At 69.8% G+C, this 14,488-nt stretch carries 11 protein-coding genes; 3 read left to right on the top strand and 8 right to left on the bottom strand.

Features of this window, described 5'->3' with window-relative positions; genetic code table 11:
- Window positions 1–55: 55 nt before the first annotated feature.
- Complete coding sequence (locus tag G4D83_RS17550) at window positions 56–1,048, bottom strand: DUF4846 domain-containing protein (protein WP_163865923.1); 993 nt, start codon at window positions 1,046–1,048, stop codon at window positions 56–58.
- 205 nt (window positions 1,049–1,253) lie between these two features.
- Between G4D83_RS17550 and G4D83_RS17545 the strand changes: the two genes are divergently transcribed.
- Window positions 1,254–1,847, top strand: coding sequence for a CDP-alcohol phosphatidyltransferase family protein (locus G4D83_RS17545; RefSeq protein ID WP_163866225.1), 594 nt, complete (start codon window positions 1,254–1,256; stop codon window positions 1,845–1,847).
- Between the two features lie 17 nt (window positions 1,848–1,864).
- Here the strand turns inward: G4D83_RS17545 and G4D83_RS17540 are convergent, their stop codons facing one another.
- Together G4D83_RS17540 and G4D83_RS17535 are read right to left on the bottom strand one after the other, a co-directional pair.
- Complete coding sequence (locus tag G4D83_RS17540; protein ID WP_163865922.1) at window positions 1,865–2,083, bottom strand: hypothetical protein; 219 nt, start codon at window positions 2,081–2,083, stop codon at window positions 1,865–1,867.
- A gap of 66 nt (window positions 2,084–2,149) precedes the next feature.
- Entirely contained in the window at window positions 2,150–2,794 is a 645-nt protein-coding gene (locus G4D83_RS17535) for a hypothetical protein (RefSeq protein ID WP_240356381.1), read from the bottom strand.
- Between the two features lie 221 nt (window positions 2,795–3,015).
- On the opposite strand from G4D83_RS17535, the gene G4D83_RS17530 reads away from it, so the two are divergent.
- Window positions 3,016–4,344, top strand: coding sequence for a DsbA family protein (locus tag G4D83_RS17530; protein ID WP_163865920.1), 1,329 nt, complete (start codon window positions 3,016–3,018; stop codon window positions 4,342–4,344).
- A gap of 21 nt (window positions 4,345–4,365) precedes the next feature.
- On the opposite strand, the gene mltA is transcribed toward G4D83_RS17530, so the two are convergent.
- The 5 genes from mltA to G4D83_RS17505 all read right to left on the bottom strand — a co-directional run bounded on the left by mltA (window position 4,366) and on the right by G4D83_RS17505 (window position 13,396).
- Entirely contained in the window at window positions 4,366–5,580 is a 1,215-nt protein-coding gene (gene mltA, locus G4D83_RS17525) for a murein transglycosylase A (protein WP_163865919.1), read from the bottom strand.
- Window positions 5,581–5,692: 112 nt separating this feature from the next.
- A complete protein-coding gene (locus tag G4D83_RS17520; RefSeq protein WP_163865918.1) occupies window positions 5,693–7,060 on the bottom strand; it encodes an amidohydrolase family protein in 1,368 nt (455 codons plus the stop codon).
- 304 nt (window positions 7,061–7,364) lie between these two features.
- Window positions 7,365–8,456, bottom strand: a complete 1,092-nt coding sequence (locus G4D83_RS17515) for an isopenicillin N synthase family oxygenase (protein ID WP_163865917.1) — start codon at window positions 8,454–8,456, stop codon at window positions 7,365–7,367.
- 131 nt (window positions 8,457–8,587) lie between these two features.
- Complete coding sequence (locus G4D83_RS17510; protein ID WP_240356380.1) at window positions 8,588–12,325, bottom strand: ATP-binding protein; 3,738 nt, start codon at window positions 12,323–12,325, stop codon at window positions 8,588–8,590.
- Between the two features lie 249 nt (window positions 12,326–12,574).
- Window positions 12,575–13,396, bottom strand: a complete 822-nt coding sequence (locus G4D83_RS17505) for an SDR family oxidoreductase (RefSeq protein ID WP_163865915.1) — start codon at window positions 13,394–13,396, stop codon at window positions 12,575–12,577.
- Window positions 13,397–13,528: 132 nt separating this feature from the next.
- On the opposite strand from G4D83_RS17505, the gene G4D83_RS17500 reads away from it, so the two are divergent.
- Window positions 13,529–14,485, top strand: a complete 957-nt coding sequence (locus tag G4D83_RS17500; protein WP_240356379.1) for a dioxygenase family protein — start codon at window positions 13,529–13,531, stop codon at window positions 14,483–14,485.
- The last annotated feature ends 3 nt before the right edge of the window (window positions 14,486–14,488 follow it).

Raw genomic sequence — 14,488 nt, 5'->3', positions numbered from 1 at the left:
AGTCACGTCGGGGTGGGGGCCCCGAGGCGGATTGACGGAGGACCGACGGAACGCCTCACGGGAAGCGGCGCAGCGACGTCCACGGGAAGGGCTTCCAGAAGGGCGTCGTCACCGCGTCGGAGTCGAGCGGGAACCAGGGCCCCACGGAAGTGTCTCCCGAGGAGAGGACATGGAAGTCCTGGGCGGGCATGAAGCCTTGACCCAGCAGTGCCACGCGGCGGCCCCCCGCGTCGGCCGCCAGGTCCAACACCAGCACCGTGTGCCCCGGGCTGCCGCCCAGCACGAAGAAGTCCCCGGGACGCAGAGCGTCTCGCGCGGGATGATTCCTGGCGCCCTCCAGCGACAACGTGCCCGCGTAGGTGAAGACCAGGTCCAGATACGAACGGAACGCCGCGCGTGAGCTGTCCGCCGCCGCGCTCCGCGCCCACGTCACCTTCGAGCCGTTGATCCGCGCCCTGTCACCTTCCGCGTACTTCGGCCACGAGGCCAGGTGTCCGCTGGTGAAGCGGTAGGCGATGAGCTCGCGCTGCTTGCTGGACCACAGCCACTCCGCATGCAGCCGGATGATGGAGTCCGCGCACTGCTGCAGGTTGGCCGAGCCGATATCCAGCTCCGCCACCGCCGCCAGCCGAGCATCGTCTCCGGGCAACACCTCTCCGCCCCGGAAGTGCAGCACGGGCGTACCTTCCGCGCGCAGGGGAAGGCCGCGCAGCCACGCGCCGAACGAGCCCGCCTCCAGCGTCACCCGCGTGTAGCCCTCCGGCGCGGGGATGGCGGCGTCCAGTGGACGGACCTGGGCGTCCTTCGACAACCAGGCGTAGCGCGCCAGCTCCTCGCGCGTGGCGGCGCGAGGCTCCACGGGCACCGCCTGCTCGGGAGCCCGTGAGGCCGCCGTCGCGAGCACCGTGCCCCGCAGGCGAGTCTCCAGCGGGGCAGCGCCCGAGACGCCCGACCACAGCAGCGCCAGCAGGCAGGCCCGACCTGGCCAGGTGGAACCGGTGCGCGGTGGAGAGGACGGCTGGAGGGAGGGGCACTCGGGCGCAATCACGACGGGGAGACTCCAGGCAGGTGGGAGCGGCGCTCCGGATGGGAGGATTGTCGCCGCCCGAAGGTTCCCTCGTGGAGTCCATTTCAGGAAAGGCGCGCGCGCATGGTCGCCTGCCCTGCCGACGCGGCGATGACCGACGACTCGACGACACCCCGTCCCCCGCGGCAGGTGCGTGATGACGGCCGAGCATTACCTTCCAGAGAAGATGCGCCGCCAGGCGAGCCTCGTGCTGCTCAACATCCTGTCGCTGTCCCGCCTGCCCATGGCGGTGGCCTTCATCGTCGAGTCCGACGTGAGGGTGCGCGCGGCGCTCGTCATGCTGGCGGCCTTCTCCGACTTTCTCGATGGCTGGATTGCGCGACACAAGGGCCTGGCCACGCGACTGGGCGCGCTCATCGACCCGGTGGCGGACCGCGCCTTCATGGTGACGGCCATTGTCGTCTGCTACCTCGACGGCCTCATCGCCCTGCCGGAGGTGCTGCTGCTGATGGTGCGGGACATCGGCACCGCGGTGGGCTTCATCGTCACCCGGCTGGTGCCGAAGCTGCGGCAAGCGGAGCTCAAGGCGCGGATGCTCGGCAAGGTGGTCACCACGCTGCAACTGGTGACGCTGCTGTGCGTGCTGTTGTTTCCCCCCGCCGTGCGCCCGCTCGTCGCGCTCATCGCCGTGCTGTCGCTCGCGTCGGTGGTGGACTACACGCTCGCGGTGTTGCGGTCTCGAAAGGTGCCCCGGAGCGCCGAGCGGCGCCCGGATGAACACGGGCCGCGAGGCACGCCCGTGCCCACGGCCCGCGAGTAATCGATTCGGTGTGAGCTTCAGCCCGGCGGCGGCGCGGAGTCCTGCGACTCCGAGAGCCCCAGGGCCCTGTCTCGCTCGGAAGATGCGGCGGCGCGCTCGCCCTCACTCATCTCCGCCCAGACATCATCCAGGTCGTCCAGCAGCGCATCCTCCTCCGGTGAGCCACCTTCTGGATGCCGCGCACGCACATTCTCGAACTTGCGCAGCAACGCGCGGTATCGGTCAAAGGCCGTCATGACGGGAACCTCCCTTCGAGCGACGACGAACCTGAACGGGAGCGACTGACGCGCCGCTCCCACGCCTCACCTGTTCGGGTCCTCCTTCCGGACCACCGAGATTTCCACCGTCTCGTGCTCACCCACCATGTCCACCACCGCGTTGACCCTGTCTCCCGGGTCCAAATCCCTCAAAGCAATGCTCTTGCCGTTCCTCAACACGCGGGTGCGCGGAGTCACGTCCAATGTCAGCGCCTCGCCGTCGTCCTGCGCGAGGACGAGTTCGGGAGGCTCCACCGAGCGCACCGTCCCCGTGAAGGTGGCCAGCACCACCGCCGTCCCCGTGGGCGCGGGGACGTTGGTGCCCGCGGGCGGCACATCGTTCTCCACCTGCCGTGCCCCTGTCCCGGCCGTGCCCGAGCCTCCCGTGCCGCGCGCCTGGGCCTCCGAGCCGTTCGGCTCCCGCTGAGCCTGGGTGCCATTCCCCGCGCCGCCCGTGCCCCGCTGGGCCTGAGCGTTCACCTGCGCACGCAGCTTCGCGACGTCCTGCTGGAGCTGTCGCACCTCCGCGCGCAGGCCGGACACGCTGTTCCACGGCTCGGACACCTCGGCGGGTGTCGGCGTCTGCGCGGGCGCCTTCGCCGCTTTCGGCGCCTCCTGCTCCGACTGGGCCTTCGCCGTGCAGCCCTGCGCGCACAGCATCAGCGGCAGGCTCGCGACCACGACCGCCATCCAGGCAACCTTCCCTCGCATGTGTCACGGCCTCCCTTCGTCTTCACAAAGGTGGGGCCTGCCCGCTCACGGACAACCGGCACGGCGGCGGGCAAGCGCCCCAGGAGCAGGCCAGCGGGCCAGCGCTGGACGGCTCGCCTTTTCGGGCCTCCCGAAAATCACCCTGAAACTTTCCGAGGCCTGGCCGCACTCCGTCCGGTCATCATTTCCAGGAGTCATGTGTGAGCAAGCCATCCGTCTGGGTGAGCCTCGTGGTGGGGCTCGTGTTGGGTTTCGTGGGAGGCCGCACGACGTCGGCGCCCGCGACCGCCGCCGCCGTCGCCAGGGGTGCCTCCGCCCCCGCCGCCGCGGCTCAGCCTCCCGCGCGCCAGCGCCCGCCCATCTCTCCCGTCGTCTACAAGGTGCCGGTGGATGGCTCGCTCATCCACGGCGAGGAGACGGCGCTCGTCACGCTGGTGGAGTTCTCCGACTACGAGTGCCCCTTCTGCGCTCGCGGCCACGCGACGGTGAAGCAGCTCCAGAAGCAGTATGGCGACAAGCTGCGCGTGGTGATGAAGCACCACCCGCTGGAGGACATGCACCCGCGCGCCAAGCCCGCCGCGCTCGCGGCCCTGGCGGCCGGAGAGCAGGGGAAGTTCTGGGAGTACCACGACGTGCTCTTCGCGAACCCGCGGGCCCAGTCCGACTCGGACCTGGAGCGCTACGCGAAGGAGCTGGGGCTTGACGTCGCGCGCTGGAAGCAGGACCTGGCGGCCCCGAAGCTGGCCGACCGCATCCGCCAGGATGACGCGCTGGCGAGGCAGCTCGGCGCCAACGGGACGCCGGGCTTCTTCGTCAACGGCCGATTCATCAACGGCGCCCAGCCGCTGGAGGTCTTCACCCAGGTGGTGGACGAGGAGCTGAACAAGGCGGAGGCGCTGGTGAAGGGCGGCGTGCCGAAGACGGAGGTCTACGCGCGCACCATCGAACGCGGCGTGGACCGTCCGCCCGCGCCTCCCGCGCCGGCGGAGCTGCCCCGGCAGCAGGTGGAGGTGGGCACGGCGCCCTCGCGCGGCCCCGCCAACGCGCCCGTCACCGTCATCGCGTGGTCTGACTTCGAGTGCCCCTTCTGCTCCCGCGCGGTGCCCACGCTGAAGACGCTGGAGAAGGAGTACGAGGGCAAGCTGCGCCTGGCCTTCAAGCACCAGCCGCTGCCCAACCATCCGCACGCGAAGCTGGCCGCCGCCGCGTCACTCGCCGCGCACGAGCAGGGGAAGTTCTGGGAGTTCCATGACCTGCTCTTCGCCAACCAGCGGCAGTTGGACCGGGAGTCGATGGAGGGCTATGCGAAGCAGGTCGGCCTGGATGTGACGCGCTTCAAGCAGGCGCTCGACTCCGGGAAGTTCGACGCGCGCATCGACGAGGACTCGAAGGAGGGCACGCGCGTGGGCGCGGGAGGCACTCCCACGTTCTTCGTCAACGGGCGCCCCGTCGTCGGCGCGATGCCCGTGGACCACTTCCGTCGCATCATCGACGAGGAGCTGAAGAAGGCGGGCGTGGCCCAGCGCTGAGCCACGCCTTCGAGCCTCGCGTCACCGGGCGGCTTCGGCCACCGGGACGCGAGGCTTGGGGACGAGGAAGAGCAGCCGGCCCTTCTGCTTCATCATGCCGGCGGCCAGCTCCGCCTCGGGGCCTCGGCCCCAGAAGACATCCACGCGCCCCGCGCCCTTGATGGCCCCGCCCGTGTCCTGGTTGAACACGAAGCGCGACAGCGGCCTCCACTGCACGGAGCCATCCGCCATCTTCACCGGGTGGTCCGTGTGGATGAAGGCCAGGCCGCCCTTGGGGAACAGGCGCGCGTCCGTGGCGATGGAGCGCCCCGGCGTCACCTCGCGACCCAGCGAGCCCACCGCCGCGCCAGGCAGGAAGCGGAAGAAGACATAGGACTCGTTGTAGTCCAGCACGCGGTCCTGCTCGGTGGGGTTCGCGGCCAGCCATGCGCGCAGCGCCTGCATGGACATCTGCTCGCGGGGGATGACGCCCTCCTGGATGAGCAGCGCGCCGATGCTCCGGTAGGGCCGGCCATTCGACGCGGCGTAGCCCACGCGCCGCTCGCCGCCGTCATTGAGCCGCAGCGTGCCGCTGCCCTGCACCTCCATGAAGAAGAGCGACACCGGGTCCTTCACCCATGCCAGCTCCAGCTTGCGCGGACTCAGCTTGCCGCCGCGAATCTCCGCGCGGTTCCAGTAGGGCACCACCTTCTTGCCCTCCAGTCGTCCGAAGACGCGCTCCGAGGCGAAGCGCTCCGCGAAGGGCTCCAGCGGCACCTCGATGAGGTCATCCGGCGCGGAGATCACGGGGACGCGGTACTCGTCGGTCCGCGTCAGGCTCCCTTCGAGCACGGGCTCGTAGTAGCCCGTGAAGAGCACCGTGCCGTCCTCGCCTCCGGCGGACTCGAGCAGCTCGAAGTCCTCCATCACCGCCTTCGACACGTCCAGGGACGACATGCCGTCGGTGAGTCGCCCGCGCAGCAGCTCCAGCGCGGACACCAGCGCTCCGGCTGTCACCTCGCGCGGACCGTAGACGAAGCGGTGGTCCACCGGCCGCGTGCGCAGCCAGATGAGGCTCTGGTCCAACGCGACTCGCAGCGACGCGGACTCGCCGTCGTCCACGAGCTGCACATTGCTGGAGAGCTCCACCAGCGCGTCCTGCGGACGGGTGACCGCCGGACGTGGCGCGTGCGCGCAGGAGACGCCAACGAAGAGGAGGACCGTGAGGAAGACGCGTCGAGCGGACCGGGTAGGCATGGCCCCTCGTACCTACTCCAGCCTCCGCCCTCGCGACAGCTTCAGCGCGGCGGTGCCGGGACATGCCGTGCTCCCCGTGCCGTCACCACCGCCCTTGGCCCTCGCGACAGCCTCAGCGCGGCGGTGCCGCCACCGGGGCCCGCTGCGCTTCCCTCGCGTCCACCACCACCTGGCCGTCCTTCATCACGAAGCGCACCTGTCGCAGCACCTTGAGGTCCTTCAACGGGTCGCCCTTCACCGCCACCAGGTCCGCGAGCTTGCCCGCCTCCAGCGTGCCCACCTGGTCCTGCATGCGCAGCAGCTCCGCCGCGTTCGCCGTCATGGAGCGCAGCACATCCACCGGAGGGACTCCCGCTTCACCGGAGGCACTGAGCGCGCGCACCGTGGTCTCGCCCCGCGTCATCCCTGGCACGGCGAAGTACATGTCCGAGCCCGCCGCCAGTCGCACGCCTGCGGCCAACGCTCGACGGGTCCGCTCATATCCCTTCACCGCGAGCTTCCGGCAGCGCTCCGCCATGGCACGCCGCGTCTCCGCGTCACCCAATTCAGGGGGGAACTCGTCACAGACCTCCAGCGGCCCCACGGTGGGCACCAGGAAGATGCGCTTGCGCACCATCGGCGTCAGCACGTCATCCGGCATCGAGTACCCATGCTCGATGGAGTCCACGCCCGCCTCCACCGCCGCGCGGATGCTTTCGTCCTTCGTCGTGTGCGCGGCGACCGGGCGCTTCATGCGGTGCGCCTCCTCGACGATGACCTTCAGCTCCTCCACCGAGAGGAAGTTGTAGCCGTTGTCGACGATGACCTTGATGCAGTCCGCGCCGTCATACACGGCCTGACGCACGGCACGCCGCGCCTCGTCCACGCCCGTCACCGTCACGTATTCCTGCTCGATGAGCCCCTGCACCGGCTGCTGAATCACCCCGAACTGGCCTCCGTGCGCCGCGAGCGCGCGCGTGCACGCGGAGATGCGCGGCCCCTCCACCCAGCCTCGCTGGATGGCATTGCGCAGCGCCAGGTCGCCATTCACTCCGGAGTTGCCCACGTCGCGCACCGTGGTGACGCCCGCCTCCAGCAGCTCACGCCCCATCTTCGCGCCCAGCAAGGCCCGCTCGGCCGTGCTCATCCGCGCGATGATCAACTCCATGCTCGACCCCTCTCCGCCGTTCCCCATCTCGACGTTCAGGAGCAGGTGCGAATGGGTGTCGATGAGCCCCGGCATCAGGGTGACGTCTCCCAAATCCAGCACCCGCGTGCCCTCGGGAATGGCCAGATTGGAGCCCACGGCCTGGATGCGATTGCCCTCCAGGAGCACCACGGCGTTCGACAGGGGCTTGGCGTTCTTGCCATCGAACAGCCGCGCCGCGCGCACCGCGACCTTCGCCGGACCGGGCGCCTGGGCCCTCGCGGGAGCGGCCAGCCCCGAAGACAGCAGGACACCCACGACCAGCCACACCGCACGCCAGGAACCGAAGGTCATCGCGCACCGCTCCAGAGCGACAGGGAAGCCCTACGCTCGCCTTGCCGGAGTGCAAAAGGCAAGCACCCGCCCTTCACGCCGAGCCAGGGGTCCGCGCGCCAACAAAGCCCTCACGCGGGGACCCTCGTCGCGGCTGCCCGAGGGCCTCCACCTGGACGCGCACGTCACCGTCGAGTTGGAGCTGACCCTCGAAAAGGCTTGCCCTGGGGCCTCCACCTGGACGCGCCCGTCGCCGTCGAGCTGGAGCTGACCCTCGACGAGGCCGGCGAGGCCCGCCTCGTGGGCGAGCCCCGCGCGCCACGTGTCACGCGTAGGGGTTGTAGAACTTCGCGAACGTAGCGCGGGCGAAGTCGCCGAACGTCATGCCCGGCTGGAAGGCGCCCACGCGCAGCTCCGCCGGGTCCGTTCCCTCGGGCGGACGCAGGCGCTCCTCGTTGTCGGGCTGCATGAAGACGGCGAACGTCGAGCGGGAGATGTTGCGGCTCGCCGGGTGCGCCAGCGCCTGCACCGCGTGCGGCGTCGAGCGCAGCAGGCCGCCCGTGACAATCTGCGCGCTCTCGCCAATCTGGAACGCGAGGCAGTCCTTGGGGATGACCACCTTGCGCTCCTCGCCGCCACGAGTGCGCACGTAGAGCCCCGCCTCCGGGTCCGGCACCGCGATGTCCTGCCGCGTCGGCTCCGAGGCCCCGGGCTCCGCGTCGAAGTACATCGCCGGACACAGGCCCGTCAGCGAGCCGTGGTCGCTGTGCCAGCCGCACCAGGAGTCGCGCGTGCGCGGCGTCGCATCCTCGTTGATGGCGAAGTAGTAGAGCAGCCGCGCCTTGCACGCGCGGGACTCGCGGATGGTGCGCTCCAACTGCGCATCCGGCGAGAGCTTGGCACCCAGCCGCGCCGTCACGTACCGGTCGCACTGCGCCGCGACGAGCAGCCCCACGTCCACCATCTTCCGCCCCAGGGCCTGGAAGGCCGGGCGCAGCGCTGGGAAGTCCGGGTCCGGCCACACGTTGGGCAGGTAGTTCTCCGGGTACTTCTCCACCAGCGCCGCGTCCACCTGGGGCGAGTCGTACTGGGGATTGTTGTAGTAGGAGCCCTTGAATTCGTCGAACTGGCCGGGCTTGAGCACTTCCTTGCCGTGGCTCCAGCCGAAGGAATAGCTGCTGCGCTCGTGGACGTAGCGGTCCTTCACCTCATTGGGCAACGCGGCGAACCGGAAGCCCAGCGGCAACAAGCCCTGGCGCAGCTCCACCAGCCCGGGGATGCCCCGGACGATGAGCAGGCCAATGCCGTCATACCCATACGCGCGCTCGATATCGGCGGACAGGTCATCGCCGTCCACCAGCTTCGCGTAATCGAGCACCACCACTCCGTCCTTCGCTCCAGCCACTTCGCCGCTCATCCCGAACGCCTCGTCTGTTCTCCCCGGGCCACGAGGGAGAGGGAGGCGGCGCGCGCCGTGCCCCTCCAGGGCCATGCGGAGACCCCCAGCATAGCCGACGCCGAGCCCCGCCGCGCGCTCGGCGGGGTGCGTCAGTTCGACTGGGCCGAGCCCAGGCGCTTGAGCAGCGAGCCCAGCGCCGCGAAGTCGATGGGCTTCACCAGGTGCGCGTCGAAGCCCGCCTCCTTCGAGCGCTGCCGGTCCGACTCCTGGCCATACCCCGTCACCGCCACCAACTGGAGCCCTCCCTCCGGCCGCTGGGTGCGCAGATGACGCGCCAGCTCATAGCCGTCCATCACCGGCAGGCCGATATCCAGCAGCGCCAGCTCCGGGCGGAAGGACGGCGCCACCTGGAGCGCGCTCGGGCCGTCGTAGGTGACGCGCGTCTCGCAGCCCAGCATGTCCAGCGCCTCGGCCAGCACGTCCGCCGCGTCGCGGTTGTCGTCGACAATCAACACCCGGTGCGGCACTGGAGCGGACTCCTGTACCTTCTCCACGCTCTCGGGCACCGCGCTCGCGATGGAGAGCTGGGTCTCCACCGCGGGCAGGCGCACGGTGAAGGTGCTGCCCTGGCCCCGGCCCTCGCTGTGGGCCTGGATGGAGCCGTCGTGCTGGGCCGCGAGGCTCCGGGCAATCGCGAGCCCCAGCCCCAATCCCCCCTGCGAGCGGTCCAGCTCCTGCCGCTCCTGGAAGAACAGGTCGAAGATGCGCGGCAGCATCTCCTGGGTGATGCCGGTGCCGTTGTCGCTCACGGAGGCCACGACTTCGTCACCCTCGCGCGCGCCGGAGATGGTGATGCTCCCCCCGGGCTCCGTGTACTTCGCGGCGTTCGTGAGGAGGTTGGAGAACACCTGTCCCAGGCGCGTCGCGTCCGCGTCCAGCAGCAGGCCGTGGCGAGGCACCTCCACGGACAGGTGCTGGCCGCGCTGCTCCAGGAGCGGACTGGCCTGTTCGATGGCCTTCGCCACCACCTCCGCCAGCTCCACCCGCTCGCGGCGCAGGACGACCTTGCCGCGCGTCACGCGAGACACGTCGAGCAGGTCATCCACCAGTCGCACCAGGTGATGCACCTGCCGCTCGATGACGGTGCGCTCACGCTCCGCGCCGTCGGCTCCGCGCAGCCGCATCAACTGGAGCGCGGTGAGGATGGGCGCCAGCGGATTGCGCAGCTCGTGGCCGAGCATCGCCAGGAACTCATCCTTGGCGCGGCTGGCGGACTCCGCCTCCCGGCGCGCGTTGGACAGGTCCGTCACGTCGAAGGCCACGGTGACGATGGAGTCCACCCGGCCCTCGTCATCCAGCATCGGCTGGTAGACGAAGTCGAAGAACACCTCGCGCGGAGGGCCTCCCTCGCCGGAGACCATCATCAGCCGCAGCGAGCGGCCGATGTACGGCTCTCCCGTGGTGACGACCCTGTCCAGCAACTCGAAGATGCCCTGGCCCTCCAGCTCCGGCAGCGCCTTCGCGATGGGCTGGCCGACGACGGGGCGGTTGGCGACGAGCCGCAGGTAGTTCGCATTGGCGAACTCGAAGATGTGCTCGGGCCCCCGCAGGATGCAGATGCCCACCGGGGCGTACGTGAAGACGCGCGTCAGGAGCCGGGCATGCGCCTCCTGGGTGGCTTGCAGTCGCGCCTTGGTGAGCTGTGTCTCCACCCGCGCCAGCAGCTCCCGCGCGGAGAAGGGCTTCACCAGGTAGTCGTCGACGCCAGCGCGCAGACCCTCGATGCGCGCCTCCTCGCCAGCCCGCGCGGAGAGGACGGTGACGGGGACTCGGCGCGTGCGCTCGTCGGCGCGCAGCTCTCGCAGGAGACCAAAGCCATCCAACCCCGGCATCATCACGTCCGTCAGCACCAGGTCCGGCGGCCGGGCTCGCGCGGACTCCAGCGCCGCGAGGCCGTCCGCCACCGCCTCCACCTCCCAGCTCCGCGACAAGAGCGACGTCAGGTACGCGCGCATGTCGGCGTTGTCGTCCGCCAGGAGGATGCGCGCGCCCTTGGCGACGTTCTCCGCCTCGGGCACCTCGGCCCCCAGCTCCAGCGACTTCACCTCCAGCCCGCCCGGCAGCCAGCGCAGCGCCTCATTCACATAGGGCGCGGCGCCCAGCGCCGTGACGGACCGCGAGTCGCGCGCGCCGACATGGTCCTTGGGCAGATGGTCCGCGCCGGAGGGGATGCGCAGGGTGAACGTCGTTCCCGCGCCTTCCTTGCTCGTCACGGCCAGCACGCCGCCGTGGAGGCGGACCAGTTCGTGCACGAGCGCCAGGCCGATGCCGGAGCCCTCGTACGTCCGGGCACGCGCGCCCTGGACGCGGTGGAAGCGCTCGAAGACGCGAGGCAGCTCCTTCTCGGGAATGCCGATGCCCGTGTCGGAGACCTGGAGCTCGACCTGTCCGTCCACCCACCGCTGGGTGATGCGGATGGTCCCCTCGAAGGTGAACTTCAGCGCGTTGGAGAGGAGGTTGAGGACAATCTTCTCCCACATGTCCTGGTCGACGTAGATGTCCTCGGGCAGCGGCGCGCAGTCGACCTCGAAGCGCAGACCCGCGCGCTCCATCGCGGAGCGGAAGGCGCTCGCCAGGCCCGCGGTGAGGGCGGGCAGGTTCACCGGCTCGTACCGGGCCTCGATGCGCCCCGCCTCCAGGCGGGAGAAGTCGAGCAGCGAGTTGACCAGCTTCAAGAGCCGCTGCGAGTTGCGATGAACGGTCTCCAGCGGCTCGCCGGAGAGGGTGCGCGAGGGCGAGGCCAGCGCGTCCTCGGTGGGGCCGAGCATCAGCGTCAGCGGCGTGCGGAACTCGTGGCTGACGTTGTTGAAGAAGGCCGTCTTCGAGCGGTCGATGGCGGCGAGGGCCTCGGCGCGCTGGCGCTCCTCCTCGTAGGCGCGGGCATTGGCGATGGCCGTCACCACCGGGTCCGCGGTGAGGCGGAAGAGGCCCAGGTAGCGGTCATCCAGGATGCGGCGCGGGCTGACGCCGGCCACCAGGAAGCCATACGGGTGGGACTGTCCCGAGCGCGCCAGCGGCAGCACCACCGCGCGAGTCGGCGCCGTGCCCCAGCGGCCCCCGGGAAGGTCCCCGAAGCGCGAGGCCAGGTCATCGACGAGGACCTCCCGTCCGGTGCGCGCCGCCTCGGCGAAGGGCCAGGTGCCGGGCGCATCCAGGGAGGGGGTGAAGGGGGCGCGCTTGGGCCTGGCGAGGCCCGAGTAGCCGTCCATTCCACTGGAGCCCACGCACCGCAGCTCGGTGCCGTCCTCGTCGAGCAGGTAGAGCAGCGTGAAGGGCAGGTCCAGGTCGTAGCCGGAGAAGATGGACGCGGCGGTCTGACAGGCCTCCTCGGCCGTCTTCGCGGCGGCGGAGCTGGTGGCCAGCTCTCCCAGCATCTTGAGCTGGCGGTTGTCCTGCACCTGCTCGGTGGTCTCCTGCACCGTGACGAGGACGCCGCCGACCTGGCCGACCTCGTCATAGACGGGGCTGTACGAGAAGGTGTGGAACGTCTCCTCGACGAAGCCGCGGCTGTTGATGAAGAGCTGGAGGTGCTCACTCCACGTCGCGGGGCTACCGCTCAGCACGCCCTGGGCCATGGGGCCAACGACGTCCCAGATTTCAGCCCAGACGACGGAGGCCGGAGCGCCGAGCGAGCCCGGGTGTTTCAGGCCGAGCACGGGCCGGTAGCCGTCGTTGTAGATTTGCAGCATCTGGGGTCCCCACCACAGGAGCATGGGGAAGCGGTTGCCCAGGACGACGCCCACCATCGTCTTCAGGCTGGTGGGCCAGCCGGAGAGGGGGCCGAGCGGCGTCGAGGACCAGTCCTTGGAACGGACCAGCTCCGCCATCTCGCCGCCTCCTCCGAGGTGGCCCTCCTGGAAGCCAATGGTTCGCGATGTGGGAAGGTCCGACGCGGACATCAGGGCTCGTGGGAAAAATGGAAGTGACCTGGGCTTCTAGTGTCGCGTCCACAAGCACGCAATCACCGCAGCAGCGTCCCTCCTCTCCCGAACATTTTACCGGTGGTGTGGCCGGACCCAGGGCAGGCGGGCCCGCCGTCCCAGTTGGAACAGCGAGCAGGTTTTACAGCCCACCCCTCAGATGAAGTAGTCGGGGAACAGCTCCGCGCCGGGCACGGACTGATACTTGTCGAAGTTCGTCACGCCGTCCGCGCGCAGCACGTCCTCGTCGATGCAGAAGTTGCCGGTGAAGCTCTTGCTCGGCTTGGTGAGGATGGCATACGCCGCGTCGGCCATGATGTCCGGCGAGCGGCTGCCGCGAATCGTCTCCTCACCGCCCAGCAGGTTCTGCACCGCCGCCGTCGCGATGACCGTGCGCGGCCACAACGCATTCACCGCGATTCCATCCGAGCGCAGCTCGTCCGCCATCCCCAGCACGCACATGCTCATGCCGTACTTCGCCATCGTGTACGCCACGTGCGGCGAGAACCAGCGCGCCTCCATGTTCAACGGCGGCGAGTTGTTCAGGATGTGCGGATTGCTCGAGCGCTTGAGATGCGGGATGCACGCCTGCGAGCAGGCGAATGTCCCGCGCGTGTTGATGCCGTGCATCAGGTCATAGCGCTTCATCGGCGTGTCCTCCGTGCCGGTGAGGCTGATGGCGCTCGCGTTGTTGATGAGGATGTCGATGCCGCCGAACGTCTCCACCGTCTTCTCCACCGCCGCGGCAATCTGCTTCTCGTCGCGGATGTCCACCGCGAAGGGGAGCGCCCGTCCGCCCGCCTTCTCGATTTCCTCCGCCGCCGTGTAGATGGTGCCCGGCAGCTTGGGGTGCGGCTCCGTCGTCTTCGCGGCGATGACGATGTTGGCGCCGTCGCGCGCCGCTCGCAGGGCAATCGCCTTGCCGATTCCTCGGCTGGCCCCGGTGATGAAAAGCGTCTTCCCCTTGAGTGTCGTCATGCGGCCGGTCTCCCTGGGTGCCACGTAAGGTCTGCTTAAGAACCCCCTGGGTATAGCGATTCTCGGCCCCAAGAACACGGGCGACATGGACCGGACCCTCCCAACTCGCACCGGCCCAGGAGAGGACTCGCGATGAGCGACCACGACAGGAAGGACACCCTCACCTCGGTGATGTCCCGCCGGAGGGTGCTGCGCGGCATGGGCCTGACACTGGCGGCGATACCGCTGGTGCAGGTCCTCGCCTGCGGCACGGATGACTCGGGCACCCCAGGAACCCCAAGCTCTGGAGACACCGCCGACTCGGGCACCAACCCCGACTCAGGAACCGCCGCCACCGCCTGGGCCACCGGCGGCACCGCGGTGATGGCCGGCAACTACGCCAACCCCTTCACCGACGACAGCGGCACCACCTGCGCCCTCACCTGCGCGGCCACCCTGGGTCCCTGCTACGCGGAGACACTGGTCCGCAAGGACATCAGCGAGGGCCACGACGGCCTGCCCGTGCGGCTCGCCTTCCGCGTGCTGGACGAGGCCTGCGAGCCCATCCAGGGCGCCTCCGTCGACATCTGGCACGCCGCGCCCGAGGGCCTCTACTCGGGTGAGGACGCGAGCACCTTCTGCACCGGGGACGACCCGACGGCCACGTCCGCCCGATGGTTCCGAGGCGTGCAACTCACGGACGCCGACGGCCGCGCGGACTTCGATACCTGCTTCCCCGGCTGGTACAGCAGCCGCACCGTCCACATCCACTTCACCATTCGCGTGGGCGACGCGGAGTACGTGACGTCACAGCTCTTCTTCGACGACACGCTCAACGACGACGTCATCAACCACCAGCCGCTCTACAACACGCGCGGACCGCGAGACACGACGAACGCCAACGACAACGTCGTCTCCGCCGAGTCCGTGGGCAACTACCTCTTCCAGACCTCGCGGCAGGAGGACGGCGCCATGCTCGCGTGGAAGACGCTCATCATCCGCTCCTCGCTCGACACCGCGCAGTGCCAGATTCCGGGCGGCGGTGGAGGCGGTGGCGGCCCCGGTGGCCCTCCGCCGGGCTGGGACGGCGGCATGCCTCCCATGCCGTAGTCC

The organism is Myxococcus eversor (genome assembly GCF_010894455.1).
Taxonomy (GTDB): Bacteria; Myxococcota; Myxococcia; order Myxococcales; family Myxococcaceae; genus Myxococcus; species Myxococcus eversor.
The sequence above is the reverse complement of the archived record's forward strand: the minus strand, read 5'-3'. Positions and strand labels throughout refer to the sequence as shown.

Coding starts and splice junctions, on each gene's coding strand:
- G4D83_RS17545 (WP_163866225.1), top strand. CDS start 1,254: ATGCGCCGCCAGGCGAGCCTCGTGCTGCTCAACATCCTGTCGCTGTCC.
- G4D83_RS17540 (WP_163865922.1), bottom strand. CDS start 2,083: ATGACGGCCTTTGACCGATACCGCGCGTTGCTGCGCAAGTTCGAGAAT.
- G4D83_RS17535 (WP_240356381.1), bottom strand. CDS start 2,794: ATGGCGGTCGTGGTCGCGAGCCTGCCGCTGATGCTGTGCGCGCAGGGC.
- mltA (WP_163865919.1), bottom strand. CDS start 5,580: ATGCCTACCCGGTCCGCTCGACGCGTCTTCCTCACGGTCCTCCTCTTC.
- G4D83_RS17520 (WP_163865918.1), bottom strand. CDS start 7,060: ATGACCTTCGGTTCCTGGCGTGCGGTGTGGCTGGTCGTGGGTGTCCTG.
- G4D83_RS17515 (WP_163865917.1), bottom strand. CDS start 8,456: ATGAGCGGCGAAGTGGCTGGAGCGAAGGACGGAGTGGTGGTGCTCGAT.
- G4D83_RS17510 (WP_240356380.1), bottom strand. CDS start 12,325: ATGGCGGAGCTGGTCCGTTCCAAGGACTGGTCCTCGACGCCGCTCGGC.
- G4D83_RS17505 (WP_163865915.1), bottom strand. CDS start 13,396: ATGACGACACTCAAGGGGAAGACGCTTTTCATCACCGGGGCCAGCCGA.
- G4D83_RS17500 (WP_240356379.1), top strand. CDS start 13,529: ATGAGCGACCACGACAGGAAGGACACCCTCACCTCGGTGATGTCCCGC.